Source organism: Aeromicrobium sp. REDSEA-S32_B7, assembly GCF_001626145.1.
GTDB classification, from domain to species: Bacteria; Actinomycetota; Actinomycetes; order Propionibacteriales; family Nocardioidaceae; genus Aeromicrobium; species Aeromicrobium erythreum.
Map to the genome: position 1 here is coordinate 1 of NZ_LUNF01000242.1, position 23,132 is coordinate 23,132.

Annotated in this window: 22 protein-coding genes, 3 tRNA genes and 1 pseudogene; 12 read left to right on the forward strand and 14 right to left on the reverse strand. The window is 73.1% G+C overall.

From position 1 onward, the window contains the following. Positions 1 to 137 precede the first annotated feature (137 nt). Positions 138 to 1,871: a dynamin family protein gene (locus A6Q79_RS15325; protein WP_286689793.1), complete on the reverse strand. Its 1,734-nt coding sequence runs from the start codon at positions 1,869 to 1,871 to the stop codon at positions 138 to 140. Positions 1,872 to 1,968: 97 nt separating this feature from the next. Beyond that, a complete protein-coding gene (locus tag A6Q79_RS15330) occupies positions 1,969 to 3,177 on the reverse strand; it encodes a PrsW family intramembrane metalloprotease (RefSeq protein ID WP_144433658.1) in 1,209 nt (402 codons plus the stop codon). Between the two features lie 86 nt (positions 3,178 to 3,263). Here A6Q79_RS15330 and A6Q79_RS15335 point away from each other — a divergent pair. Continuing rightward, a tRNA-Arg gene (locus A6Q79_RS15335) sits at positions 3,264 to 3,337 on the forward strand. 77 nt (positions 3,338 to 3,414) lie between these two features. Here the strand turns inward: A6Q79_RS15335 and A6Q79_RS15340 are convergent. Continuing rightward, positions 3,415 to 4,365, reverse strand: a complete 951-nt coding sequence (locus tag A6Q79_RS15340; protein WP_286689794.1) for an aldo/keto reductase — start codon at positions 4,363 to 4,365, stop codon at positions 3,415 to 3,417. A 35-nt stretch (positions 4,366 to 4,400) separates the two neighbouring features. Here A6Q79_RS15340 and A6Q79_RS15345 point away from each other — a divergent pair, with 35 nt between their 5' ends. Both A6Q79_RS15345 and A6Q79_RS15350 read left to right on the forward strand, forming a co-directional pair. After that, a complete protein-coding gene (locus A6Q79_RS15345; RefSeq protein WP_067855098.1) occupies positions 4,401 to 4,793 on the forward strand; it encodes a CrcB family protein in 393 nt (130 codons plus the stop codon). Continuing rightward, positions 4,790 to 5,149, forward strand: a complete 360-nt coding sequence (locus tag A6Q79_RS15350) for a CrcB family protein (protein WP_067855095.1) — start codon at positions 4,790 to 4,792, stop codon at positions 5,147 to 5,149. Before A6Q79_RS15345 ends, A6Q79_RS15350 begins: the two co-directional genes overlap by 4 nt. A 49-nt stretch (positions 5,150 to 5,198) precedes the next feature. On the opposite strand, the gene A6Q79_RS15355 is transcribed toward A6Q79_RS15350, so the two are convergent. After that, entirely contained in the window at positions 5,199 to 5,996 is a 798-nt protein-coding gene (locus tag A6Q79_RS15355) for a thioredoxin domain-containing protein (protein ID WP_286689795.1), read from the reverse strand. Positions 5,997 to 6,146: 150 nt separating this feature from the next. Between A6Q79_RS15355 and orn the strand changes: the two genes are divergently transcribed. The 3 genes from orn (at position 6,147) to A6Q79_RS15370 (ending at position 7,452) form a co-directional block, all read left to right on the forward strand. After that, the gene (gene orn, locus A6Q79_RS15360; protein WP_286689796.1) at positions 6,147 to 6,779 is read left to right on the forward strand and encodes an oligoribonuclease; all 633 of its coding nucleotides are present in this window, start codon (positions 6,147 to 6,149) and stop codon (positions 6,777 to 6,779) included. Between the two features lie 72 nt (positions 6,780 to 6,851). Beyond that, positions 6,852 to 6,927: transfer RNA gene (locus tag A6Q79_RS15365), tRNA-His, on the forward strand. Positions 6,928 to 7,248: 321 nt separating this feature from the next. After that, a complete protein-coding gene (locus A6Q79_RS15370) occupies positions 7,249 to 7,452 on the forward strand; it encodes a cold-shock protein (protein WP_067855085.1) in 204 nt (67 codons plus the stop codon). A gap of 540 nt (positions 7,453 to 7,992) precedes the next feature. On the opposite strand, the gene A6Q79_RS15375 is transcribed toward A6Q79_RS15370, so the two are convergent. After that, positions 7,993 to 8,775, reverse strand: coding sequence for a DUF4097 family beta strand repeat-containing protein (locus A6Q79_RS15375; protein ID WP_286689797.1), 783 nt, complete (start codon positions 8,773 to 8,775; stop codon positions 7,993 to 7,995). Continuing rightward, complete coding sequence (locus A6Q79_RS15380) at positions 8,775 to 10,511, reverse strand: glycerol-3-phosphate dehydrogenase/oxidase (RefSeq protein ID WP_286689798.1); 1,737 nt, start codon at positions 10,509 to 10,511, stop codon at positions 8,775 to 8,777. The genes A6Q79_RS15375 and A6Q79_RS15380 overlap by 1 nt, the downstream gene beginning before the upstream one ends. A 98-nt stretch (positions 10,512 to 10,609) precedes the next feature. Between A6Q79_RS15380 and A6Q79_RS15385 the strand changes: the two genes are divergently transcribed. From A6Q79_RS15385 to A6Q79_RS15410, 6 genes are all read left to right on the forward strand, one after another. Further along, positions 10,610 to 11,182, forward strand: a complete 573-nt coding sequence (locus A6Q79_RS15385; protein WP_286689799.1) for a hypothetical protein — start codon at positions 10,610 to 10,612, stop codon at positions 11,180 to 11,182. A gap of 46 nt (positions 11,183 to 11,228) precedes the next feature. After that, the gene (locus A6Q79_RS15390) at positions 11,229 to 12,890 is read left to right on the forward strand and encodes an NAD(P)/FAD-dependent oxidoreductase (RefSeq protein ID WP_317698714.1); all 1,662 of its coding nucleotides are present in this window, start codon (positions 11,229 to 11,231) and stop codon (positions 12,888 to 12,890) included. Positions 12,891 to 12,939: 49 nt separating this feature from the next. Then, a tRNA-Lys gene (locus A6Q79_RS15395) sits at positions 12,940 to 13,015 on the forward strand. A 263-nt stretch (positions 13,016 to 13,278) separates the two neighbouring features. Then, the gene (locus A6Q79_RS15400) at positions 13,279 to 13,578 is read left to right on the forward strand and encodes a zf-TFIIB domain-containing protein (RefSeq protein WP_286689801.1); all 300 of its coding nucleotides are present in this window, start codon (positions 13,279 to 13,281) and stop codon (positions 13,576 to 13,578) included. A gap of 58 nt (positions 13,579 to 13,636) precedes the next feature. Continuing rightward, on the forward strand, positions 13,637 to 14,488 hold the full coding sequence (locus A6Q79_RS15405) for an NAD-dependent epimerase/dehydratase family protein (protein ID WP_286689802.1): 852 nt from the start codon (positions 13,637 to 13,639) through the stop codon (positions 14,486 to 14,488). 14 nt (positions 14,489 to 14,502) lie between these two features. Continuing rightward, on the forward strand, positions 14,503 to 14,802 hold the full coding sequence (locus A6Q79_RS15410) for a DUF503 domain-containing protein (protein WP_067861323.1): 300 nt from the start codon (positions 14,503 to 14,505) through the stop codon (positions 14,800 to 14,802). Between the two features lie 4 nt (positions 14,803 to 14,806). Here the strand turns inward: A6Q79_RS15410 and A6Q79_RS15415 are convergent, their stop codons facing one another. The 8 genes and pseudogenes from A6Q79_RS15415 to A6Q79_RS15450 all read right to left on the reverse strand — a co-directional run. Next, complete coding sequence (locus A6Q79_RS15415; protein WP_158509170.1) at positions 14,807 to 14,977, reverse strand: hypothetical protein; 171 nt, start codon at positions 14,975 to 14,977, stop codon at positions 14,807 to 14,809. A 59-nt stretch (positions 14,978 to 15,036) separates the two neighbouring features. Continuing rightward, complete coding sequence (locus A6Q79_RS15420; protein ID WP_067855060.1) at positions 15,037 to 15,717, reverse strand: response regulator; 681 nt, start codon at positions 15,715 to 15,717, stop codon at positions 15,037 to 15,039. Then, a pseudogene (locus tag A6Q79_RS15425) lies at positions 15,714 to 18,028 on the reverse strand (ATP-binding protein). Before A6Q79_RS15425 ends, A6Q79_RS15420 begins: the two are co-directional and overlap by 4 nt. Positions 18,029 to 18,134: 106 nt before the next feature. Further along, complete coding sequence (gene kdpC, locus A6Q79_RS15430; RefSeq protein ID WP_286689808.1) at positions 18,135 to 18,707, reverse strand: potassium-transporting ATPase subunit KdpC; 573 nt, start codon at positions 18,705 to 18,707, stop codon at positions 18,135 to 18,137. A 5-nt stretch (positions 18,708 to 18,712) separates the two neighbouring features. Continuing rightward, positions 18,713 to 20,743 carry a potassium-transporting ATPase subunit KdpB gene (gene kdpB / locus A6Q79_RS15435; protein ID WP_286689804.1) on the reverse strand — a complete coding sequence of 677 codons (2,031 nt, stop codon included), beginning with the start codon at positions 20,741 to 20,743 and terminating at the stop codon, positions 18,713 to 18,715. Beyond that, entirely contained in the window at positions 20,740 to 22,191 is a 1,452-nt protein-coding gene (kdpA, locus tag A6Q79_RS15440) for a potassium-transporting ATPase subunit KdpA (protein WP_317698716.1), read from the reverse strand. Before kdpA ends, kdpB begins: the two co-directional genes overlap by 4 nt. A gap of 180 nt (positions 22,192 to 22,371) precedes the next feature. Further along, positions 22,372 to 22,461 carry a potassium-transporting ATPase subunit F gene (locus tag A6Q79_RS15445; RefSeq protein WP_083516245.1) on the reverse strand — a complete coding sequence of 30 codons (90 nt, stop codon included), beginning with the start codon at positions 22,459 to 22,461 and terminating at the stop codon, positions 22,372 to 22,374. Between the two features lie 184 nt (positions 22,462 to 22,645). Continuing rightward, positions 22,646 to 23,132: aminotransferase class I/II-fold pyridoxal phosphate-dependent enzyme (locus A6Q79_RS15450; RefSeq protein WP_317698715.1), on the reverse strand; the 487-nt coding region annotated here is incomplete at its 5' end.

Below are 23,132 nucleotides of genomic sequence, written 5' to 3' on the forward strand. Positions count from 1 at the left end.
GTCCAGCAGGGTGTCGTCGAGACGGCCCCGGGCGGCCTCGACCGCCTCGCCGAGGCCGTCGAGGCGGGCGGCGACGTCGTTGCGCTCGCCGCCGAACAGCGCCGAGGTCGCGCGCGCGACAGGTCCGGGGCGCTCGCTCATGAGGCGGTCTCTCCGTCCAGGAAGTCGATGTGACGTGCGTACTCGGCCCGGCGCGCGGCGTCGCGCAGCCGGGCCTGGGAGGCCTCGATCAGGGCGGGGTCGCTCACGAGGTCGAGGTAGCGCCGGCTCTCCGCCGTCGCGAGCGCCTCGACCGCGGCGACCAGCGACGTGTGGGCGCGCTCGGCGAGGCGGCGGACTGCCTGGTCGCCGAAGATCGCCTCGAGCAGCTTCTGGGCGACGACGGCGGTGCCGCCGGCGACGCCGACCTCGGCGCCGGTGAGACCCGCGGAGCCGCTGACGAACACCAGCACCATGAGCGCGACGCCGATGCCGTTGACGCCGAAGGCGAGGAACTTCGCGGTGAGGCGCTTGTCAGAGCCCTCGGCGCGGACGAGCTCGAGCACCTCAGCCTGCCAGTCGCGGACGAGGCGCTCGGCCTTGACGCGGACGTCGCGGGAGGCGCGGTCGAGACCGCGCTCGGAGGCGATCAGCGCACGGCCGGCTCCGACCGAGGACCAGGAGCGGTACACCGCCTCCGCGGCCGCCTCGAGCTGCTCCACGAGGAGGGTCTGCAGCCCCGACTCGACCGCCTCGCTGACCTCCGCGGAGCGGGTGCGCTTGCCGGTGACCTGGTCGACGAGCCGGTCGCGGATCCGGCTCACGCGCTCCTCGACGGAGCGCAGCAGCTCGCCGTTGCCGACGAACTCCTGCCAGCGGGTCAGCACCTCGCCGCGCATGACCGTGCCGTCGGCGGTGGCCCGGCGCAGCAGGTCGACCGCCTCGGCGTAGGTGCGGGTGGCGTCGTCGTGCAGCTGACGTGCGGCGGCGAGCTGCTCGTCGAGCCCGTCGGCGACGACGTGCGAGCGCAGCACGTTGTGGCGCACGGCGCCGTCGAGCGTGCCGAAGACGACGGCCGATCGACCCTCGGGGTCGGCCGCGAGGTCGCGCAGCCAGCCGCGGATCGGCTCGACGGCCTCGCGCGGCAGCAGGCCGTCCTCGCCGACCGCCGACTCCGGCACCGTGAAGAGCGGGGAGTCCGACAGCCCGCGCGACGTCATCATGCGCGCGAGGTGGCCTCGCACCTCCACGACCGCGTCGGCGTGCGTGCGGTCGAGGACGACCGCCACCGACGTGCTGCGCTCCGCGGCGCGCCCGAGGTAGTCCCACGGCACCTGGTCGGCGTAGCGCGCGGCCGAGGTGACGAACAGCCAGAGGTCGGCGGCCGCGAGCAGCTGCGTCGCCAGCTCGCGGTTGGCCGCGTCGATCGAGTCGATGTCTGGCGCGTCGAGGATCGCCAGGCCGCGCGGGACCCCCGTGGAGGGCGCCAGGCGCAGGGCGTAGACGTCGTTGGTGACCGCCTTGGTGCGGGGCAGCTCGGGCAGGATGCGGTCGGGCTGGAACCACTCCGCGTCGTCGGGGTGGTGCACCAGCACCGGCGAGCGCGTGGTCGGGCGCAGGACGCCGGACTGGGTGACCTGCTCCCCCACGAGCGAGTTGACCAGCGTCGACTTGCCGGCGCCCGTGGACCCGCCCACGACCGTCAACAGCGGAGCCTCGAGCTGCACGAGCCGCGGGATGACGTAGTCGGACAGCTGGTCGACCATCTCGGCCCGCGTGGAACGCACCTCGTCGACACCCGGGACCTCGAGCGCGAGGGGGGCCGCCGTGACGTCGGTGAGGAGCTTGCTCAGCGCTCCCAGCAGCTCGGCCGAGGCGTGTTCGCTGGGCACCGGTGCTCCTCCCGTCTCGACGTGTCGTTGCGGCTGTTCCGCGGGGTCAAGGGACACGGTAGTGGACTCTGCGTGACCACGGTGCGTCCGCGTCGCGTCACCGTCGGTGCGCGACGGGCAGGGGCGGGGGGAAGCGGAGCGCGGGTCGCAGCCCGTACATCGCGTCGAGCAGCGCGTAGGTGCGCTCGACGCCGTGCGGCTTCGTCTGGCCGCGCATGATCGCGTCGTGCAGGAAGGCCATCTCCGTGGCGAGGCGCTGGTAGCGGCGCACGATCCGCCCGGCCACGCGGCCGTGGTGACGGCGGGCGTGCCGGCGGGCCTGCTTGCGGTACCCGAAGCGCGAGAGGTAGGGGATCTCCGCCGGGTGGATCCAGCCGCGCTCGGCGACGTAGGACAGCGAGCGCTCGAGGGTCCGCACCTGGCGCGAGCGCGCGACGATCGCGACGACGGCGAGCGTGACGAACAGGACGAACAGCGCGACGTAGGTGAGCGCGAAGCCCACGCCCCCGAAGTACGACGCGGACCCGTTCCAGAGCCCGTGCAGGGCCATGCTGATCGCGAGACCGAGGGTGCCGACCAGCACCTTCAGCACCTTCGAGCGGATGCCGACGGCCAGGCCGAGCGCGATGCCGAACGCCGACAGGAAGAGCGGGTGGGCGAACGGGCTGGCGATCCCGCGGACGACGAACGTCCCGGCCGCACCCTCGGCGCCGGCGATCGGCACGTCGGGTCCGCCGGCGTAGCTGAGCGCGTAGTAGCCGATGTTCTCGACGAACGCGAAGCCCAGACCCACGAGACCGGCCACGATCAGGCCGTCCAGGAACCCGTCGATGATGCGGCGCCAGCGCAGGAACGTCAGGAGCAGGAACAACCCCTTGGCGGGCTCCTCGCTCGCCGGGGCGACGAACGTCGCCAGCTCCTTCTGCGTCAGGTCGGTCGTCTCCCCCAGCAGCACCTGGACGGCGAGCGCGATGCCGACCGCGCCGACACCGCCCCACACGAACGCGGCCACCTTGTAGCGACGCGGCTCCGGCTCGTAGCGGTCGAGCCACCAGTACACGAACCACAGCACCGGCAGCGGCACCAGCGCGTAGATGATGGCCAGGCGCGCGCCCTCGAGCGCCTCCGCACCCGCGGCGACCACGACGACCTCGACCAGGCCCAGTGCCACGCCGATGCCCGTGAGCACGATCAGCACGGTGCGTCCCCGCTGACGCGGACGCTCGACGTACCGGGGCATCCGTCGGGGGATCGTCCCGCGGCCCGCCACCTCCGGCGCGGCCTCCTGCGCGTGTGGCTGGCTCACCCCCCGGAGCCTAGGGGAACGCGTCGCCCCGCGCCCCACGGCACGCGTCACGTCCCCCCGATTCGGTGGCACTAGGGTGGGGGCGGGCCCCCGTAGCTCAGATGGATAGAGCAGAAGCCTTCTAATCTTCGGGTCGCAGGTTCGATTCCTGCCGGGGGCGCTCACACCGAGTCCTCCCCGGGTGCTCAGATCGAAGAGCAGAACCCCTTCTCATCCCCGCGTCACAGACTCGTCTCGTCACGCAGGGGCGTCGAGGGCGGCGAGCTCGTCGGGCGCGAGGTCGACGTCGGCGACGCGCAGGGCCGACTCGAGCTGCTCCACCGAGCTGACGCCGAGGATCGGACGCACCTCGGGCCGCGAGGCCAGCAGCCAGGCCAGCACGACGACCGACCGCGCCACGCCGTGCGCCTGTGCGACGTCGTCCAGCACCGCCAGACGTCGCTCCGTGCCCGGATGCCGGTAGGCCTGCGGGAACGGACGGTCGGGCCGGTCGTACGCGCCCTGCACGAGCGGCGAGTACGCCCACAGCTCGAGGTCGGGGTGCTCGCTGACGTAGTCGACGGTCTCGTCGGTGACGAAGCCGAACCGGTGGTCCTTGCCCTCCACCGCCGCGCCGGGCCGCGGGTGCACGTACGACGTCGTGAGCTGCAGGGCCGTCCACGGCTCGAGCCCGCGCGCCTCGGCGAGGGCTCGGCCCCGCTCGACCCGCCAGGTCGGGTGGTTGGAGACGCCCAGCCGTCGCACCGCGCCGGCGGCGACCAACGCGCCGAACGCCTCCACCGTCTCCTCCAGCGGCGTCCCCCGGTCCTCCCCGTGCGCCCAGTACAGGTCGATCACGTCGACGCCGAGGCGACGCAGGCTCGCCTCGCAGCCGGCTCGCACGACCTCGCCCGAGAGCCCCTCAACGGTGTGGCCGTCCGCGCGGGGCACGTCGAGCGGCTCGACACCGACCTTCGTGGCCAGCTCGACCCGGTCGCGACGCGACGGCTCCGCCGCGAGCCAGCCGCCGATGACGCGCTCGCTCGCTCCCCCGTGCCCGCTCGGGTCGACCCAGAAGGCGTAGCAGTTGGCGGTGTCGAGGGTGCGTCCGCCGGCGTCGAGGAAGCGGTCGAGCAGCGCCCGCGACGTCGCCTCGTCCGTCCGGGTGCCGAGGTACATGGTGCCGAGCACGAGCCGTGAGACGTCCATGGGACGAACCTATCCGCGGGTCGTAGAGTCCGAGCATGGCGACGACCTGGCCACGTCCGGACGCAGTGGCGCTGGTGGCCGCCGGCGGAGCGGTCGGCACGCTGGTCCGTTACGGCGTGGCCGCGTCCGTCGACCCGGTCGACGGACTGCCGGTCGGCATCCTCGGCGTCAACCTGCTCGGGGCGTTCCTGCTCGGCGTCCTGACCGCCACCGTCGCCTCGTCGCGCACCCGCCTGCTGCTCGGCACCGGCCTGATGGGCGGCTTCACGACCTACAGCGCCTTCGCTCTGGACACCCAGGGCCTGCTCGCCGACGGGCGACCCGCCGACGCCCTCGTCTACCTCCTGGCGACCGTCGCGGGCGGCTTCGCGGCGTCGGTGGGCGGGCTCGCCGTCGGCCGCGCCCTGCGGGTCCGGGGTGCACGGTGACAGGCGCGCTGCTCGCCGGTGCGGTGGCGGTCGCCGGCGGCGCGGGCTCGGTGCTGCGGCTGCTCGTCGACACCTGGGTCGGCCAGCGCTCGTCCGGGCGGTTCCCGTGGGGCATCGTCGCGGTGAACGTCACCGGGTCGTTCCTCATCGGGCTGGCCGTCGGGCTGCTCGACGACGGCGCCGCCCGGACGGTCGTGGCCACGGGGTTCCTCGGCGGCTACACGACGTTCAGCACCGCGAGCCTCGACTCCGCCCGCCTGGCGCTCCGCGGCCGGGGCGGCCGGGCCGTCGCCCACGCGGTGGGCACCGCCGTCGTGTGCGTCGCGGCGGCGTGGCTGGGCCTGCTGCTGACGTGACACGGCCCCCGCACCGAGGGTGCGAGGGCCGTGCGCGGGAGAAGCCGGGTCAGGCCTTGGCCTCCTCGACCGCCTTCTGGATCGTGGCGGGGCTGAAGTCGTCGAGCTTCTTGCCGTCGACGAACACCGTCGGCGTGCCGCTGATCTCGCGGTCGCTGTCCTGCGCGACCTCCTTGGCCTTGACGACCCACGGGACGAACTTCTCGGACTTCACGCACGAGTCGATGCCCGCGCCGGTGATGCCGAGGCTCTTGAGGTCCTCCACGAGCTTGGCGTTCTCGGGTCCGGCCGTGCCCTCCTGCGGCTGGTTGGCGTACAGGAAGTCGTGGACCTTGACGTAGTCGTCGACGCCGCCCGCGTCGAGGGCGCAGAGCGCGGCGTTGGTGGCGCGCTTGGAGTAGTCGTTGGTGCTGCCGCCGTTCTCGTCGAGGAAGGAGAACGGCTTGTAGGTGAGCGCGATCTCGCCGGAGGCCACCTGCTGCTTCAGCATCGGGCCGGCGACCTGCTCGAACTGCTGGCACACGGGGCACTGGAAGTCCTCGTACACCTCGACGCTGACCGGCTTGGCGTCGCCGGAGGCGGCGCCACCGTCGGAGGCGCCGCCGTCGGCGGACTCGGCGGCCGCCTGGTCGTAGACGATGCCGTAGTCCTTCGTGTTCTTCGGCGCGACGAGGTCGGTGCTCTTGGCGTTCTTGTCGGCCGTCGACTTCACGGCGTAGCCGCCGACGCCGACGAGGGCGATGACGACGGCCACGATCGCGATCGTGATGACGTTGCGCTGGCGCTTGTCGGCCTTCTCGCGCTCCTTGCGCATCTGCTCGGCTCGCTGCTTGCGGTCGTTGCTCACGTGGTCTGGCTCCTGTGCGGCGTCTGGGACAGGACGGGACGCGTGCGCCCGTCGTTCGAGGGGCACAACGAAGACCGCGCCCCGTCGGTTCCCTGGAAGGCTACCCGGGCTGGGCGGCTGGGGCTGTCACGGTGGCCTAGGGTCGGTCGCGTGAACGACAGACTGGTGTGGATCGACTGCGAGATGACCGGGCTCTCCCTCGAGACCGACGCGTTGGTGGAGGTGGCGGCGCTCGTCACCGACTACGAGCTCAACGTGCTGGGGCAGGGCGTCGACCTCGTCATCAAGCCCCCGGCGCAGGCGCTGGAGCAGATGAACGACGTGGTGACGCGCATGCACACCGCCTCCGGGCTGATCACCGAGCTCGAGGCCGGCACGACGCTGCGCGACGCCGAGGAGCAGGTGCTCGCCTACGTCCGCGAGCACGTGAAGGAGCCGCGCAAGGCGCCGCTCGCGGGCAACACGGTCGGCACCGACCGGACGTTCCTCGCCCGCGACATGGTCGAGCTGGAGGGCTTCCTGCACTACCGCGTCATCGACGTGTCGTCGATCAAGGAGCTCGCCCGCCAGTGGTTCCCGCGCGCCTACTTCGCGGCTCCCGCGAAGGCCGGGCACCACCGTGCGCTGGCCGACATCGCCGAGAGCATCGACGAGCTGCGCTACTACCGCCGCGCCGTGTTCGTCGGCGATCCTGGGCCGGAGACGGAGGCGGCCCGTGCGATCGCCGCCGAGGTCGCGGCCAGCTCGACCCTCGGCCGTCTGGAGGGCTCCGAGGAGTCGTGACGGGGCACCGGCGGGGCCGCGCGCGACGTGGGCTATGATCGTCCGCGTCGTGACGGCCTGCCGCCACGCATGGTGGGCGTAGCTCAGTTGGTAGAGCACCGGCTTGTGGTGCCGGTGGCCGCGGGTTCAAGTCCCGTCGTCCACCCCATGTGACCGAGGCGCGAGCCGCCCGAGGTGTCCACCTCGGCGCGGGTCGCGCCTCGTCCGTTCCCGGGCGGTCTGCCGCCGCCCTCACGGGCTCCGCGGATGCTGCGCCGACACCCGCGCGCCGTCCCCGACGGACCCGCCGGACGACGGGGTGTGTCGTCCTCGTCCGGACGTGTAGGGTGGGCGTTAGTTGTAGGCGTTTGTTGTGCCAGAAAGATCGAGCGCCCGGGTCCCCCCGGTCGCTCCAGCTTCTCCCGGTTGATGCGCGTCGCGACACCCGTCGCATGCGACACGCGCATGCGCACCACCGAAGGAGAAACATATGGCTACCGGAACTGTGAAGTGGTTCAACGCTGACAAGGGCTTCGGCTTCATCGCCCCCGACCAGGGTGGCGAGGACGTCTTCGCCCACTTCAGCGCCATCCAGGCGAGCGGCTACCGCTCGCTCGAGGAGAACCAGAAGGTCGAGTTCGACGTCGAGCAGGGCCAGAAGGGCCTGCAGGCGGCCAACATCCGCCCGCTCTGATCTCAGCTCGTCACCCTGACGAGTCACACGACGCCCCCACCGCGTGCGGTGGGGGCGTCGTCGCGTTCAGGGGCGGTTCTCGCTCGACCTGGGGCTGCGTTGGCGCGGCTTCTCAGTCGAGTGGGGCGGCGTCGGCGCGGCTTCGACTCGTCCTGCGCTCCGCAAGGGCCTCGACCGGGCGGCTGGAAGGGCGGCGGCTCGGGTTCTCGGGCTGCAGCTCGCGTAGGACGCAGGAATCTGCCTTCGCGCGCCTGAGGTCGAACACTTCTGCGTTGGTGACGGGATCCCGTGGCTAACGCAGAAGCCTCGGAGTCTCACGCACGAACGCCGATCCTTGCGCCCCCAGCAGGAGCCGCAGCCCGAGATCCCAGACCAGCGCGGCCGCCAGCCGCCCGGTCGAGGCCCTTTCGGAGACCACACCCGACGAAAGCCGAGGCAGCGCACCAGCAAGAAGAGACCCCCGGCAGCAGCGCACCAAGAAGACGAGACCCCCGCAGGCAGCGCACCAGCAGGTCGACGAGGAGCTGAGCCCGCAGCCCCCTACGACCCGTCCTGCTCGACCTCGACGTCGCCGGCCTGCGTCCTGACGCGCACGACGCGGGCGTCCTGCGCGTCGGTGGCGGGGATGGCGTCGTCGACCTCGCCGGACTCGCTGCGTGCGTCGACGGCGTAGGGCGTGCGTGTCTGCGGGAGGCCGAGGTCGACGTCGCCGCTGCCGGTGGCGACCTTGACGGCGAACGGCGGGCGGGCGAAGGTCGCCTCGACGTCGCCCGAGTTGCTGCGGACGGTGAGGTCCTGGGTGCGCAGCCGCTCGACCTCCACGTCGCCCGACCCGGTCCGCACGGCCACCGCCCCGTCGAGTCCCGAGACGTCGACGTCGCCGGACCCGGTCAGGAGGTCGACGGCCGTGCCCTCGGGCACCGTGATCGTCACGTCGACGCCGCAGCCCGGGCTCAGGAGGGGGCGGCACGCGGCCTCGAGCCGGGTCGCCCCGCCCACCCGCTCGACCTCGAAGTGCGTGTCGAACAGTCCGCTCGTCACGCGCGCCACGTACCGAGGCACCGTGACGTCGCCCTGCACGACCCGCACGTCGGTCGGCCCGGCCTGCAGCCGCAGGAGTCCGGAGCCCTCCAGGTCGAGCTCGCCGGTCTCGGTGCGGGTGTCGCCCCACAGGTGCGACGCGAGGGCGAACCCGCCGAGCACGAGGACGGCGAGGACGGCCGTGATGAGCACGGGGCGCAGCGTCCGCACGAGCGGCGAGGGTCCCGGGTCGTCCTCCAGGTCACCCACGTCGTCGAGGGCGCCCGGCGGCGGGTCGTGCATCACGGCGTGTCGGCGGTGGCGACCGGCACGACGTCAGGAGCCCCCATGCGGGCGGCGTCGGCCGTCTCGTCGTCGGGCATGGTCTGCGACTCGCGCTCGGCGGCGACCCGCTTGAGGTAGTGCTCGACCTCGACGTCGCGCTGCTCGCTCGTCCACCCGAGCGCGTCGCCCATGAGGTCGGCGACCTCGCGGGCCACCTCGGTGCCGCGGTCGAACGTCTCGATGGAGATGCGGGTGCGACGGGCGATGACGTCGTCGAGGTGACGCGCGCCCTCGTGGGTCGTGCCGTAGACGACCTCGGCGCGCAGGTAGTCGTCGGCGCCGCCGAGGGGCTCGCCGAGCGTCGGGTCGGTGGTGACGAGGTCGAGCACCTCGACGACGAGGGACCCGTAGCGTCGCAGCAGGTGCTCGATGCGCGCGACGGAGAGTCCGCTGTCGGCGGCCAAACGGTGCCGCTGGTTCCAGAGCGCCTCGAAGCCGTCGGCGCCGAGCAACGGCACGTCCTCGGTGCACGACGCCGGGACGACGCGGTCGAGCTGGCGGGTCATGCTGTGCACGGCAGCGTCGACGGCGTCCTTGGCCATCACCCGGTACGTCGTGTACTTGCCGCCCGCGATCACCACGAGGCCCTTGACGCTGGTGGAGACGGCGTGCTCGCGCGAGAGCTTGCTGGTGGCCTCGTCCTCGCCCGCCAGCAGCGGCCGCAGGCCCGCGTAGACGCCCTCGACGTCGGCGTGAGTCAGCGGCTCGACCAGCACGCGGTTGACGTGCTCGAGGAGGTAGTCGATGTCGTTGCGGCTGGCCGCCGGATGGTCCTTCGAGAGGTCCCAGTCGGTGTCGGTGGTGCCGATGATCCAGTGCCGGCCCCACGGGATGACGAAGAGCACGGACTTCTCGGTGCGCAGGATGAGCCCGCCCTCGCCGCGGATGCGGTCGCGCGGCACGACGAGGTGGATGCCCTTGGACGCGCGCACGTGGAACTGGCCGCGCTCGGCGGCCATCCCCTGCGTCTCGTCGGTCCAGACGCCGGTCGCGTTGAGCACCACCGACGCGCGGACGTCGAGCTCGCGCCCGGACTCGAGGTCCTTGAGGCGGGCGCCGACCACGCGACCGCCCTCGCGGAGCAGGTCGACGACGCGGGTCCGGCTGGCGACGTGCGCGCCGTAGGCGGCGGACGTGCGGGCGAGGAACATCGTGTGGCGGGCGTCGTCGACCTGGGCGTCGTAGTAGCGGAGCGCGCCGACGAGCGCGTCCTTGCGCAGGCCGGGGAAGATCTTGCGCGCCCCGCGGCGGGTGTGGTGGCGGTGCAGCGGCACGCCCTTGCCGTAGCCGGACGCCTTGCTCATCGCGTCGTAGAGCGCGACGCCGGACCCGGCGTAGAAGCGCTCCCAGCCGCGGTGCTGCAGCGGGTACAGGAAGGCCACCTCCTGCACGAGGTGCGGCGCGAGCTTCTGCAGGTTCAGCCCGCGTTCCTTCAGGGCCTCGGCGACGAGCCGGAAGTCGAGCATCTCCAGGTAGCGCAGGCCGCCGTGCATGAGCTTGCTGGACCGGCTCGACGTGCCCGACGCGAAGTCGCGCGCCTCGACCAGACCGACCGAGAGACCGCGGGTGGCGGCGTCGAGGGCGGCGCCGGCGCCGACGACTCCTCCCCCGATGACCAGGACGTCGAGCGGGGCGGCCTCCATCGCGTCGAGGGCGGCCTGACGGGCGTGGGGCGAGAGAGGGACGGGGCGCATGCCTCCAGTGAAACAGAGACCCCTCCACGACGCGTCCTGGGAGGCGCCGCGCCAGGGCGCTCGGCCTAACCCGGTGCCGCCTCCCTCGTTGTGCAGCCGTGGACGCGATACGACGGCACCCCTTCGTGGTGGTGGGGTTCCTGGCAGGGCTGGCCCTGCTGGCGGCCCTGCTGGTGCCGATGGGCGGGTCCGGCGCGGGCGGTCGCGACGCCGCAGCCGCCGACGACCAGGGCGTCGAGCGCCCCGGGCTGAGCCGTCCCACGCCGTCGCCGTCGATGTCGGCGGCCGCGTCCGACCCCGACGCGGAGCCGAAGGGGCTCGCTCCCCGCTCGGTGACCGGGTTGCAGGAGCCGGCCGGACTTCCCGGCAGCGGCGGCACCTTCAGCGTCCGCGCCCGGCGCATCACCCTGAGTGCGACGTCGAGCGAGCCGATCGGCGTCGTCGGCTACCTCGTGCCGACCAGCCGTGACCGACCGAGCGGCACGGCCACCGGCGTCGGGACGTCGTGGTCGATGAGCACGCTCGTGTACGGCCGACCCGACTACGCGCAGATGTTCATGCAGGCCGGTCCGAGCGGCGCGACGATCACGTGCACGATCACGGTCGACGGCAGGGTCACGGAGCAGCGCTCCTCGGCCGGGCCGTACGGGCAGCTGTTCTGCCAGGGCTGACCCCGACGCTGCGCGGGCGAGGCGTCCGTTCTGCCAGAGTGGCGCCATGACGAGCAGGTGGTTCACGCAGCCCGAGGGGTCGGGCTGGTACGCGCCGGCGTCCGGCGAGGTCACGGAGTCGCGGGAGGAGACGGCCGACGTCGTGGTGCTCGGTGGAGGCCACAACGCGCTCGTCGCCGCCACCTACCTGGCCCGGGCGGGCCTCGACGTCGTGCTGCTGGAGCGGCTCGACCACGTGGGCGGCGCAGCGGTCAGCGCCCGGACCTTCCCCGAGCACGACGCGCGGCTCTCGCGCTACTCCTACCTCGTCAGCCTCATGCCCGAGGCGCTCGTGAAGGAGCTCGGGCTCGACCTGGAGCTGCGCTCGCGCGGCACCGCCTCGTACACGCCCTACGAGCGTGACGGGGAGCCGCGCGGGCTGCTCGTCGAGACCGACGAGGGCGACGCCACGCGGGCGTCCTTCCGCGCCCTCACCGGCGACGACGACGCGTTCGAGGCCTGGCAGGCGTTCTACGGCGAGGTCGGCGGACTGGCCGCTGCCGTCGCGCCCACGCTGCTGCGGCCGCTCCCCCGGGTCGGCGACCTCGGGCCCGCCACCGGCCAGCCCGTCTGGACCGACGTCGTCGAGCGACCGCTGGGCGAGGCGCTGGAGCGTCGCTTCGCCGACGACGTCGTGCGCGGCGTGGTCGGCACGGACGGGCTCATCGGCACCTTCGCGTCGCTGCACGACCCGTCCCTGGTGCAGAACCGCTGCTTCCTCTACCACCTCGTGGGCAACGGGACGGGCGAGTGGCGGGTGCCGGTCGGCGGGATGGGTGCGGTGACCGGCGAGCTGGAGCGCGTCGCCCGTGAGGCAGGGGTGCGGATCCTGACCGGTGCCACGGTGACGCGCGTCAAGCAGCTCGAGGAGCACGAGGCGTGCGACTGCGGAGACCCCGGCGAGCAGGCCGGCGTCGTCGTCGACGCCGTCGACGACGACGGGCCCCTGCACGTCAGCGCCGCATACGCGCTCAGCGGTATCGCGCCGCACGCCCTCGACGCCCTGCTGTGGCCCGGCGACCAGGCCGGCGTGCCCCAGCCGTCCGGCTCCCAGCTCAAGATCAACCTGCTCGTCTCGCGCCTGCCCCGGCTCCGCTCCGGCGACGACCCGGCGGTCGCGTTCGCCGGCACGTTCCACGTCGACGAGGCCATGAGCCAGGTCGAGGCTCTCCATGCCGCGGCCGAGCGCGGGGAGCAGCCGTTCGCGTCGGGCGAGCTGTACTGCCACACCCTCACCGACCGGTCGATCCTCGGACCCGAGCTGGCGGCGACCGACGCCCAGACCCTCACCTGGTTCGGCCTGCACACGCCCTACGAGAACCTGCTCGACGCTGGAGCCGCCGAGCGCGAGTACCGGCGGTTCCTCACCGCCATCGACGCGTACCTCGCCGAACCCCTCGAGCCGCTCGTGCTCGGCGTGGAGGTCAAGACGCCCGCCGACGTCGAGCAGGCCCTCGCCATGCCCGGCGGACACATCTTCCACGGCGACCTCGCCTGGCCATGGCTCGAGGACGACGAGCCCGCCGACCCCCCCGCCCAGCGGTGGGGCGTCGCGACCGCCCACGACCGGATCCTGCTGTGCGGCAGCGGCGCCCGACGTGGCGGCGCCGTGAGCGGCATCGCGGGCCACAACGCCGCCCACGCCCTGCTCGAGCTGCTCGGCCGCTGACCCCGATTTCGGCTCCCGGACCCCTGCTGGTAATGTTCTCTGAGCGCGAGCACCCCTAGCTCAATTGGCAGAGCAGCTGACTCTTAATCAGCGGGTTCACGGTTCGAGTCCGTGGGGGTGTACCAGACAGAAGGCCTCGACCACCACGGTCGGGGCCTTCTTCACGTCCAGCAGGACCGAACGCCACCCAGCCCCCAGAGCCCCAAGACCCCCTCGACACACCAGCCGACTCCTCATCAGCGGGTTCACGGTTCGAGTTCGTGGGGGTGTGCCAGACAGAAGGCCTCGACCACGACGGTCAGGGCCTTCTTCACGTCATGCGGGACCGGCCGCGGGCCAGGGGAACCGTCGCGGCGCGCGGCACGTTGTCGACGCAGGAGGTCCCACCATGAAGTGCCCCACCGACGGTTCCACCCTGACCATGAGCGAGCGCGCCGGCGTCGAGATCGACTACTGCCCCGAGTGCCGGGGCGTCTGGCTCGACCGTGGCGAGCTCGACAAGATCCTCGACCGCGCCACGGCCGACGCCCCCGCAGCCCCCGCGCCGCGCGACGAGCGTCGTCCTGAGCGCGACCGGGACGACCGGTACCGCCCTGACGACCGCTACCGCTCCGACGACCGGTACCGCGACGACCGCTACCGCAAGCCGAAGAAGAAGGAGCACTGGCTCATGGAGATCCTCGGCTGAACCGTCCACGGAGCGGACACGCCGGAACACCGAACGGACCGTCACGGTTGACGACCCCATGAAGATCCTGCTCACCGGGGGAACCGGGTTCGTGGGTGCAGCCGTGCTGCGCCGCCTCGTCGACGACGGCCACGCCGTCACCGCCGTCGTCCGGAGCGAGAGCTCCGGGCAGACCGTCGCCGCTGCGGGCGCCACGCCGCTGCAGGGCGACCTGTTCGACAACGCCTGGCTGGCGGCGCAGCTGCGCGAGCACGACGCCGGCGTGCACACCGCCGCCCCCGGCGACGAGACGTCCGCGACCATGGACGACGCCGTCGTCGACGCCGCGGTCGAGGCCTTCGGCGGCACCGACAAGCCGTTCGTGCACACCGGAGGGGTCTGGACCTACGGCTCCGGCGCCGACCTCGACGAGGAGACGCCGTACGACGCGCCCGCCATCACCGCCTGGCGCCAGGCACGCGAGGACCGGCTCCTCGACTCCCCGGTCCGCGCCACCGTCGTGCAGCCCGGCATCGTGCACGCACCGGGCCAGGGCATCGCCCAGCAGCTCGTGGCCGCACCCCGCACCGGCGAGGGCGCACTCGAGCTGATCGGCTCGGGCGAGCAGCACTGGACCACGATCCACGTCGACGACCTGGCCGACCTCTACGCGCTGGTCGTCGCGAGCGGCTCCGGCCACGGGCGCCTGCTCGGCGTCAGCGGCCACTCCCCCAGCGTCCGCGACCTCGGGCTCGCGCTGGCCGACGCCGTCGCGGGCACCTCGGTCGAGACCGTGCACGAGAGGCTCGGCGAGGCCTTCGGCGACGCGCTGCTCCTCGACCAGCAGGCCAGCGGCGCCAAGGCGCGCTCGTTGGGCTGGCAGCCCACGCGGCCGACGCTCGTCGAGGAGCTGCGGGCCGCCCGCGCCTGAGCGCCGTGGCAGCCATGTGGGTCGGCTGGCTCGAGGCCGAGCTGCTCCTCGGAGACGTGCACACGCTCAAGCAGAAGCGCGCGGTCGTGCGACCCGTCGTGGCCGAGCTGCGACGCGCGCTCGACGTGTCGGTGGCCGAGGTCGGCCATACCGACCTCTACCGACGCACCGTCGTGGGCGTGGCCCTGACGTCGGGCGACCACGCCCACGCCGACGCGCTGCTCGACCGAGCCGAGCGGCTCCTCGCCTCGCGGCCCGACGTCGACCTGCTGTCGGTGCGTCGTCGGCTCGTGCGCAGCGACGACCTCGACTGAGCCGTCACCCGACGACGACACGCGCCGTGAGGGCCACCGCCCCGACCACGGTCGTCACGCCGGCCGCCAGCCACGCGCCGCCGAACCGCTCCAGACTCTCCTGCAGCGTGTGCGGAGGTCGCGGCTCGTCGGCGGGTGCGGCGGGGACGGGACGGTGGTCGGGTGCGGCGGTCATGCTCAGAGCCTGCGCCCGGGACGCGTCAAGGATCCAGCGGGCGTCACGTCAGGATCGCGTCAGGACAGGTCCGACAGCAGCCGGTAACCGAGCCCGGGATCGGTGATCAGCATGCGCGGGTGCGCGGGGTCGTCCTCGAGCTTGCGACGCAGCTGCGCGAGGTAGACCCGCAGGTAGTGCGTCTCCCGCTCGTAGGTCGGCCCCCACACCTCGGTCAGGAGGGTGGTCTGGCGCACCAGGCGTCCCTGCGCCCGCGCCAGGACCTCCACGATCTTCCACTCCGTCGGGGTCAGGTGCACCGGCTCGCCGGCCCGGGTGGCCCGCCGGTCCTCGACGTCGAGCACCAGGTCGCCCACCGTCACGACGGGCGCCCGCGAGGGCGCGGCCCGACGTAGCGCCGCCCGGACGCGCGCCAGGAGCTCCTCCATGCCGAACGGCTTCGTCACGTAGTCGTCGGCCCCGAGGTCGAGCGCCTCCACCTTGTCGTCGGACTCGTGCCGCGCAGACAGCACGACCACGGGCACCTGCGACGTCTCGCGGATCCGCCGCAGCACCTCCGTGCCGTCGAGGTCGGGCAGGCCCAGGTCGAGCAGGACGACGTCGGGCACCCGCTCGGTGAGCGACTGCAGCGCGGACCGGCCGTCCGCCACCGTCTCGACCTCGTAGCCCCGCGCGCGCATCGCGATGCCCAGGGTCCGCAGGATCGCCGCGTCGTCGTCGACCGCCAGCACCACCGTCATGCGTCGTCGCCTCCCGTCGTCAGCGTCATGGAGCCCTCCCGGGGCAGCTCGACCACGAGCGTGAGCCCGCCGCCGGGGGTGTCCTCGGCGGTCAGACGTCCGCCCATCGCCTCCGTGAGACCGCGGGCGACGGCGAGGCCGAGCCCGACCCCGGCCCCGCGCGGGACGTCGCCGAGACGCTGGAACGGCTCGAACATCTGCGCTCGGCGGTGCTCCGGCACACCGGGTCCTCCGTCGACCACGCGCACCACGACGTGCTCGCGCGTGGCGGTCGCGTCGACCCGCACCGTCGAGCCCGCCGCGTGCTTGTGGGCGTTCTCGACGACGTTCGCGAGCACCCGCTCGAGCAGCGCGGTGTCGGCGCGCGCCTCCGGGAGGTCGTCGGGCACCCGCTCGGTGAGCGACTGCAGCGCGGACCGGTCTCGAGCAGGTCGGCTCGGTCCTGGTCGGACCAGTCGACGCCGGGGTCGCGCAGGCTGCTCACCGCCGCCTTCACCGCCGCCAGCGGCGTCCGCAGGTCGTGGGACACGGCGGCGAGGAGCGCCGTGCGCGTCCGGGCGGTCTCCGCCAGCACCCGTCGCTCGGCCTTGAGCGCCACGGCCGCGCGGCGCTCCAGCAGCACCGTCGCGTGGGCGACGACGGCCGCCAGCAACGGCTCCTCCACGGCCTCGGCCGCCGACCCCCACAGCACGAGTACGTGCTCGTCGCCCACCGGCACCGTCCGCTCCGGACCCGACGTCACGCCGTGCTCCCCCAGCACGCGGCCGTCCGTCGTGCACAGCTGGGCGCCGTCGACGCCGAACAGGTCGACGGTCGTGCGCAGCAGACGCCGCAGGTCGTTCCCCGCGTGCACAAGCTGGTGCGCCAGCACGCTCAGGCTGTCGGCCTCCGCCCGGGCCCTGCCGGCCAGCCCGGCGAGCCGGGCCGCGCGATCGACGACGAGAGCGACCGACATGCCGACCGCCACGAAGAGGACGACCGCCACCGCGTTCTCGCCCGTGGCGATGCGCAGCGTCTGCACGGGAGGCGTGAAGAAGTAGTTCAGGACGCCGCCGCTGACGAACGCGGCCACGACGGCCGGGCGCAGACCACCCACCAGGGCGGTGCCGATGACGAGCACCATGAACAGCATGGCCTCGGTGGGCAGACCGTGGAGGTCGCGGGTGGCGAGCAGCAGACCGGCCAGCACGAACGGCCCGAGCAGCGCCACGGCGAAGCCCGCCCACGTCCGACGTCGTCCGAGCGCCGACTCCTCGCGCACCCTGGCCTGGCGCCGTCGGGCCTCGTCGTGCGTGACGATGTGCACGTCGATGTCGCCGGACTCGGACACGATCGTCTCGCCGATGCCGGGGCGCAGCAGCGTCGACAGCCGCCCGCGCCGGCTGGCCCCGATGAGCACCTGGGTCGCGTTGCGGGCGCGCGCGAAGTCGAGGATCGCGGCCGCGGCGTCGTCGCCGACCACCGTGTGGAAGCTGCCACCCAGCTCCTGCGCCGTCGTGCGCAGCTCCTCGAGCCGGTCCGGGCCGGTCTGGCGCAGGCCGTCGCCGCGCGACACGTACAGCGCCGTCCAGGGCGCCCCGCCGTCGCCCGACGGACCCGAACCGCGCGAGGCGATCCGCGCGGCGCGCCGCATCAGCGGCTCCGACTCCGGGCCACCCGTGACGCCCACGACGATCCGCTCGCGCGTCGCCCACGTGGCCTCGATCTCGTGACGCGCCCGGTAGCGCTCGAGGCCCTCGTCGACCCGCTCGGCGAGCCAGAGCAGGGCCAGCTCCCGCAGCGCGGCGAGGTTGCCCTCGCGGAAGAACTGCGACAGCGCCGCGTCGACGCGCTCGGCCGGGTAGACGTTCCCGTGGGCCAGGCGGCGGCGCAGCGCCGACGGGCTCATGTCGACCAGCTCGATGGCCTCCGCCGACCGCACGAACGCATCGGGCACGGTCTCGCGCTGGCGGACGCCGGTGATCGCCTCGGTGACGTCGTTCAGCGACTCCAGGTGCTGCACGTTCACGGTGGTGACGACGTCGATGCCGGCCGCGAGCAGCTGGTCGACGTCCTGCCAGCGCTTCACGTGCCCCGATCCTGGCGCGTTGGTGTGCGCCAGCTCGTCGACGAGGCACACCTGGGGCGCTCGGGCCAGCACCGCGTCGACGTCGAGCTCGGTCAGGGTCGTCGCGCCGTGCTGGACGGTGCGCCGGGGCACCACCTCGAGCCCGCCGATCCGCTCCTGCGTCAGCGCCCTGCCGTGCGTCTCGACGACCCCCACCACGACGTCGGTGCCGCGCGCTGCTCTGCGGCAGCCCTCGTCGAGCATCCTGTACGTCTTGCCGACGCCGGGCGCGGCGCCGAGGTAGACCCGCAGGCACCCGCGCCCGTGCTCGGGCGCGGCGTCGCCCCGCGTCTGGACCGTGTGCACGACGTCAGTCTGCACCCGACAGGCTCGCGTTCAGCTCGAGGACGTCCACCGTGGGCTCCCCGAGGAACCCGAGCTGGCGTCCGGAGGTGGCCTCGGCCACGAGACGACGCACGGTCCCCTCGTCGAGTCCGCGCTCCCGGGCGACCCGCGGCACCTGCAGCGCCGCGTAGGCGGGGCTGATGTCGGGGTCGAGCCCGGACCCCGACGCGGTCAGGGCGTCGGCGGGCACGGCCGACGGCGACACCCCGTCCTCGCGCGCCACCGCGGCCCGCCGCTCACGGATCGCCGCGAGAAGATCGGGGTTCGAGGGCCCGAGGTTCGACGGTGCCGACGCGAGGCCGTCGTAGTCGTTGGCCGACGGGCGCGGGTGGAACCACTGCGCGCCCTCGAAGGTCTGGCCGAGGAGGCGGGAGCCGACGGCGACGCCGTCGACGCGCAGCAGGCTGCCGTCGGCCCGGTCGGGCACGGCCCGGCCCACGGCCCACACGGCGGCCGGGTAGAGGACGCCGAGCAGCACGGTGAGCACGAGCAGCACGCGGACGGCGGCGAGGGACTGACGCAGGAGGTCGCGGATCACGACGGTCACCTGATTCCTGGGATCTGGGAGACGAGCAGGTCGATGAGCTTGATGCCGACGAACGGGACGACGACGCCACCCGCGCCGAAGACGAGCAGGTTGCGCCGCAGGACGCTCGCGGCGTCGGCGGCCCGGCTGCGCACGCCCTTGAGGGCCACCGGGATGAGTCCCACGATGACGAGGGCGTTGAAGATGACGGCCGACAGGATCGCCGACTCCGGCGTGGCCAGCCGCATCACGTTGAGCGTGTCCAGCGACGGGTACGCGGTCACGAACATGGCCGGGACGATCGCGAAATACTTGGCGAGGTCGTTGGCGATGGAGAACGTGGTGAGCGCGCCGCGCGTGATGAGCAGCTGCTTGCCGATGCGCACCACGTCGATGAGCTTCGTCGGGTCGGAGTCGAGGTCGACCATGTTGCCGGCCTCCTTCGCCGCCGACGTGCCCGACGCCATCGCGACGCCGACGTCGGCAGCCGCGAGCGCGGGCGCGTCGTTGGTGCCGTCGCCGGTCATGGCCACGAGGCGGCCACCGGACTGCTCCTCGCGGATGAGTCGCATCTTGTCCTCGGGCGTCGCCTCCGCGAGCACGTCGTCGACACCGGCCTCCGCGGCGATCGCCCGCGCGGTCAGCGCGTTGTCGCCGGTGACCATGACGGTGCGGATCCCCATGCGTCGCAGCTCGGCGAACCGCTCGACCATGCCCTCCTTGACGACGTCCTTGAGGTGGACGACCCCGAGCACCCGGGTGAATCCGGCTCGACGCTCGGCGACGAGCAGGGGCGTGCCGCCGGACATCGAGATCTCGTAGCCGGCCGCCCCGACCTCCGCGGGGAGCCCGGCGCCGGTCCACGCCTCGACGGCGCTCCCGGCTCCCTTGCGCAGCTCGCGGCCGTCGGGCAGGTCGACGCCCGACATGCGTGTCTGGGCGGTGAACTCGACCGGCTCGGCGCCGGCCGGCAGCGGGGCGCCCGTGCCGGTGGCACCGGTGTCGGCGACGGCGAGGTCGACGATGGAGCGACCCTCGGGCGTCAGGTCGGCCAGCGACGCGATGCGGGCGGCCTCCGTCAGCTCGGCCAGGGTGACGCCCTCCGCGGGCACGAAGCGCGACGCCCGGCGGTTGCCGTAGGTGATCGTGCCGGTCTTGTCGAGCAGCAGCGTGCTGACGTCGCCGGCCGCCTCGACCGCACGACCCGACATCGCGAGCACGTTCACCCGCACCAGACGGTCCATGCCGGCGATGCCGATGGCCGACAGCAGCGCCCCGATCGTGGTGGGGATCAGGCACACGAGCAGCGCGACCAGCACCACCGTGGGCTGCGGCGCGCCCGCGTAGTCGGCCATCGGGGAGATGGTGACGACGGCGAGCAGGAAGATGATCGTCAGGCTCACGAGCAGGATCGACAAAGCGATCTCGTTAGGGGTCTTGCGCCGCTCGGCGCCCTCGACCAGGGAGATCATCCGGTCGAGGAAGGTCTCGCCGGGCGCGGCGGTGATCCGCACGACGATCTCGTCGGAGAGGACGCGCGTGCCGCCCGTGACGGCCGACCGGTCCCCGCCGGCCTCGCGCACGACCGGCGCGGACTCCCCGGTGATGGCCGACTCGTCCACTGTCGCGACGCCCTCCACGACGTCGCCGTCGCCGGGGATCACCTCGCCGGCGCTGACCCGCACGAGGTCGCCCACCGTCAGCTCGGTGCCCGCCACGACCGACTCGCTGCCGTCGGAGGCGACGCGCCGGGCGGTGACGTCGGTGCGCGCCGCGCGCAGCGAGTCGGCCTGTGCCTTGCCGCGGCCCTCGGCGACGGCCTCGGCGAGGTTGCCGAACACGACCGTGAGCCAGAGCCAGACCGCGATGGCGACCGCGAAGACGCTCGGGTCGACGACCGCCGACACCGTCGTGACGAGGGAGCCGATCCACACGACGAACATGACCGGGCTGCGCCACAGGTGGCGGGGGTCGAGCTTGCGCAGCGCCGCGGGGAGCTGCTGGACGAGCTGCCGCGACAACGGCGTGGCAGCGGAGGTGCGGGTCATCGCGAGGCTCCTGTCAGGGCCTCGGCCACGGGGCCGAGGGCGAGGGTCGGGAAGAAGGTGAGGGCCGAGACGAGCAGCACGACGCCGACCACGAGTCCGCCGAACAGCAGGGTCGCGGTGGGCAGGGTGCCTGCCGTCGTCGGCACCCGACGCTGGCGGGCCAGCGAGCCGGCGAGCAGGACGACGAGCACGATCGGCACGAACCGGCCGAGCAGCATGGCCGCGGCAAGCGTCAGCTGGAAGAACGTCGACGTCACCGTGATGCCGCCGAAGGCGCTGCCGTTGTTGTTCGCGGCCGACGTGAACGCGTAGACGACCTCGGAGAAGCCGTGGCCTCCCGGGTTGCCCATGGCGTCGGCCGTCGACGGCAGCGCGATGGCGGTGCCGATGCCGACGAGCACGAGGGCGGGGACGACGAGCGTGTAGAGCGCGACGTAGGTCATCTCCCGCGAACCGATCTTCTTGCCGAGCAGCTCGGGGGTCCGCCCGACCATGAGTCCGGCGACGAAGACGGCGAGGATCGCGGCGACGAGGATGCCGTAGAGGCCCGAACCGACGCCACCGGGCGAGACCTCGCCGAGCATCATGTGCGCCATCACTGTCCCGCCCCCGAGCGGCGACATGGAGTCGTGGGACGCGTTGACCGCTCCCGTCGAGGTGCCGGTGGTCGACACGGCGAACAACGCCGACGCCCACTCCCCGAAGCGGGTCTCCTTGCCCTCCATCGCCGCGCCGGCAGCCTGCGCGGCCTGGCCCTGCCCGCCGACCTCGGCCCACGTCGTCACGGCGAGGGCTCCGGCCCACAGCACGCCCATCGCGCCGAGCAGCACCAGGCCCTGGCGCCGCGAGCCGACCAGCGTCCCGAAGGTGCGGGTCAGGCAGACCGGCACCACCAGCAGGAGGAAGACCTGGAGCAGGTTGGTCAGCGCCGTCGGGTTCTCGAACGGGTGCGCGGAGTTCGCGTTGAAGAAGCCGCCCCCGTTCGTGCCGAGCTGCTTGACCGCCTCCTGGCTGGCGACGAGCCCGCCCGGCACCACCTGCGTGCCGCCGCCGAGGGCGCGCACCGTGACGTCGGAGAGGTTCTGCACGACCCCGCCGAGCAGGAGCAGCACCGCCGCGACCAGCGCCAGCGGGAGCAGGACGCGGACGGTGCCGCGGACGAGGTCGACCCAGAAGCTGCCGAGGGTGCTCGACTCCGCCCGTGTGAAGCCGCGGACCAGCGCGACCGCGACGGCGAGGCCGACGGCGGCCGAGACGACGTTCTGCACCGTCAGACCGAGCGCCTGTGCCGCGAAGCCCAGGGTCGACTCGCCGGCGTAGGACTGCCAGTTGGTGTTGGTGACGAAGGAGACCGCCGTGTTGAGGGCCATGTCCCAGGGCATCCCGGGCAGGCCACGGTCCCACGGGAGCGCGGCCTGGCCGAGGAGGATCGCCAGGAGCAGGACGATGCCGACGACGGGTCGGGGTCGATGCCGCCGACGCGGTAGAGCGCGCGCTCGACGCGGAGGTGCCGGGTCGAGGTGAACACGCGCGCCATGTAGTCGCCGAGCGGGACGTAGACCACGGCGAGCAGGGTCAGCAGCGCCGCGATGGTCAGCAGGCCGGAGACGGTGTCGGACATGGGCGACTCAGAACCGGTCGGGCCGCACGAGGGCCACGACGAGGTAGACCAGCAGGGCGGCGACGCCGAGCAGCTGGAGTGCGGTGACGAGGGACATGCCCCCACCCCACACCCGTCCCCGCACCGCGACGCCGCTCCTGACGACCCCCTGACGCGTCTTGACGCGATCTTGACGGCCGGCCGCAGCTCAGCGGTTTACCACGGTCCCGTGGTCAACCTGCTCCTCCCGCGGCAAGCTTCCCGAGGGAGGACGACGTCTACCACGGGACCGTGGTAAACCGTCAGGACGCGGCGAGGCGGGCGACGGCGGCGGCGACGCGCTCGTCGGTGGCGGTGAAGGCGACCCGGACGTGCCGAGAACCGGCGGCGCCGTAGAAGGAGCCGGGGGCGACGAGGATGCCGCGGTCGGCGAGCCAGGAGACGGTGTCCCAGCAGTCCTCGTCACGGCTGCTCCAGAGGTAGAGCGAGGCCTCGGAGTGGTCGACCCGGAAGCCGGCCTTCTCCAGCGCCGAGCGCAGTAGCGCCCGGCGGGCGGCGTAGCGCGCGTGCTGCTCGTCGGCGTGCGCGTCGTCGTCGAGGGCGGCCTCGATTTCGATGACCTGCTCCTTGGAGTGCATCGCGGCGAGCAGGTTCTCACGGCGATCCTCGATCCACTTGATCGGCCGGCCGAACGTCTTGGCGAGGAACGCGATCACGACGTCCTCGGGGTAGGAGGCCATCTTCTGGCCGAAGCCGCCGCCCACATGGGGCGCAATGACGCGGAGGTTC

Excerpts from the sequence above, each read along its gene's own strand:
- A6Q79_RS15375 (WP_286689797.1), bottom strand. The coding sequence starts at position 8,775 with ATGCACGACCCGCCGCCGGGCGCCCTCGACGACGTGGGTGACCTGGAG.
- A6Q79_RS15390 (WP_317698714.1), top strand. The coding sequence starts at position 11,229 with ATGACGAGCAGGTGGTTCACGCAGCCCGAGGGGTCGGGCTGGTACGCG.
- A6Q79_RS15380 (WP_286689798.1), bottom strand. The coding sequence starts at position 10,511 with ATGCGCCCCGTCCCTCTCTCGCCCCACGCCCGTCAGGCCGCCCTCGAC.
- A6Q79_RS15400 (WP_286689801.1), top strand. The coding sequence starts at position 13,279 with ATGAAGTGCCCCACCGACGGTTCCACCCTGACCATGAGCGAGCGCGCC.
- A6Q79_RS15445 (WP_083516245.1), bottom strand. The coding sequence starts at position 22,461 with ATGTCCCTCGTCACCGCACTCCAGCTGCTCGGCGTCGCCGCCCTGCTG.
- A6Q79_RS15415 (WP_158509170.1), bottom strand. The coding sequence starts at position 14,977 with ATGACCGCCGCACCCGACCACCGTCCCGTCCCCGCCGCACCCGCCGAC.
- A6Q79_RS15410 (WP_067861323.1), top strand. The coding sequence starts at position 14,503 with ATGTGGGTCGGCTGGCTCGAGGCCGAGCTGCTCCTCGGAGACGTGCAC.
- kdpB (WP_286689804.1), bottom strand. The coding sequence starts at position 20,743 with ATGACCCGCACCTCCGCTGCCACGCCGTTGTCGCGGCAGCTCGTCCAG.
- A6Q79_RS15370 (WP_067855085.1), top strand. The coding sequence starts at position 7,249 with ATGGCTACCGGAACTGTGAAGTGGTTCAACGCTGACAAGGGCTTCGGC.
- A6Q79_RS15420 (WP_067855060.1), bottom strand. The coding sequence starts at position 15,717 with ATGACGGTGGTGCTGGCGGTCGACGACGACGCGGCGATCCTGCGGACC.
- A6Q79_RS15345 (WP_067855098.1), top strand. The coding sequence starts at position 4,401 with ATGGCGACGACCTGGCCACGTCCGGACGCAGTGGCGCTGGTGGCCGCC.
- A6Q79_RS15340 (WP_286689794.1), bottom strand. The coding sequence starts at position 4,365 with ATGGACGTCTCACGGCTCGTGCTCGGCACCATGTACCTCGGCACCCGG.
- A6Q79_RS15405 (WP_286689802.1), top strand. The coding sequence starts at position 13,637 with ATGAAGATCCTGCTCACCGGGGGAACCGGGTTCGTGGGTGCAGCCGTG.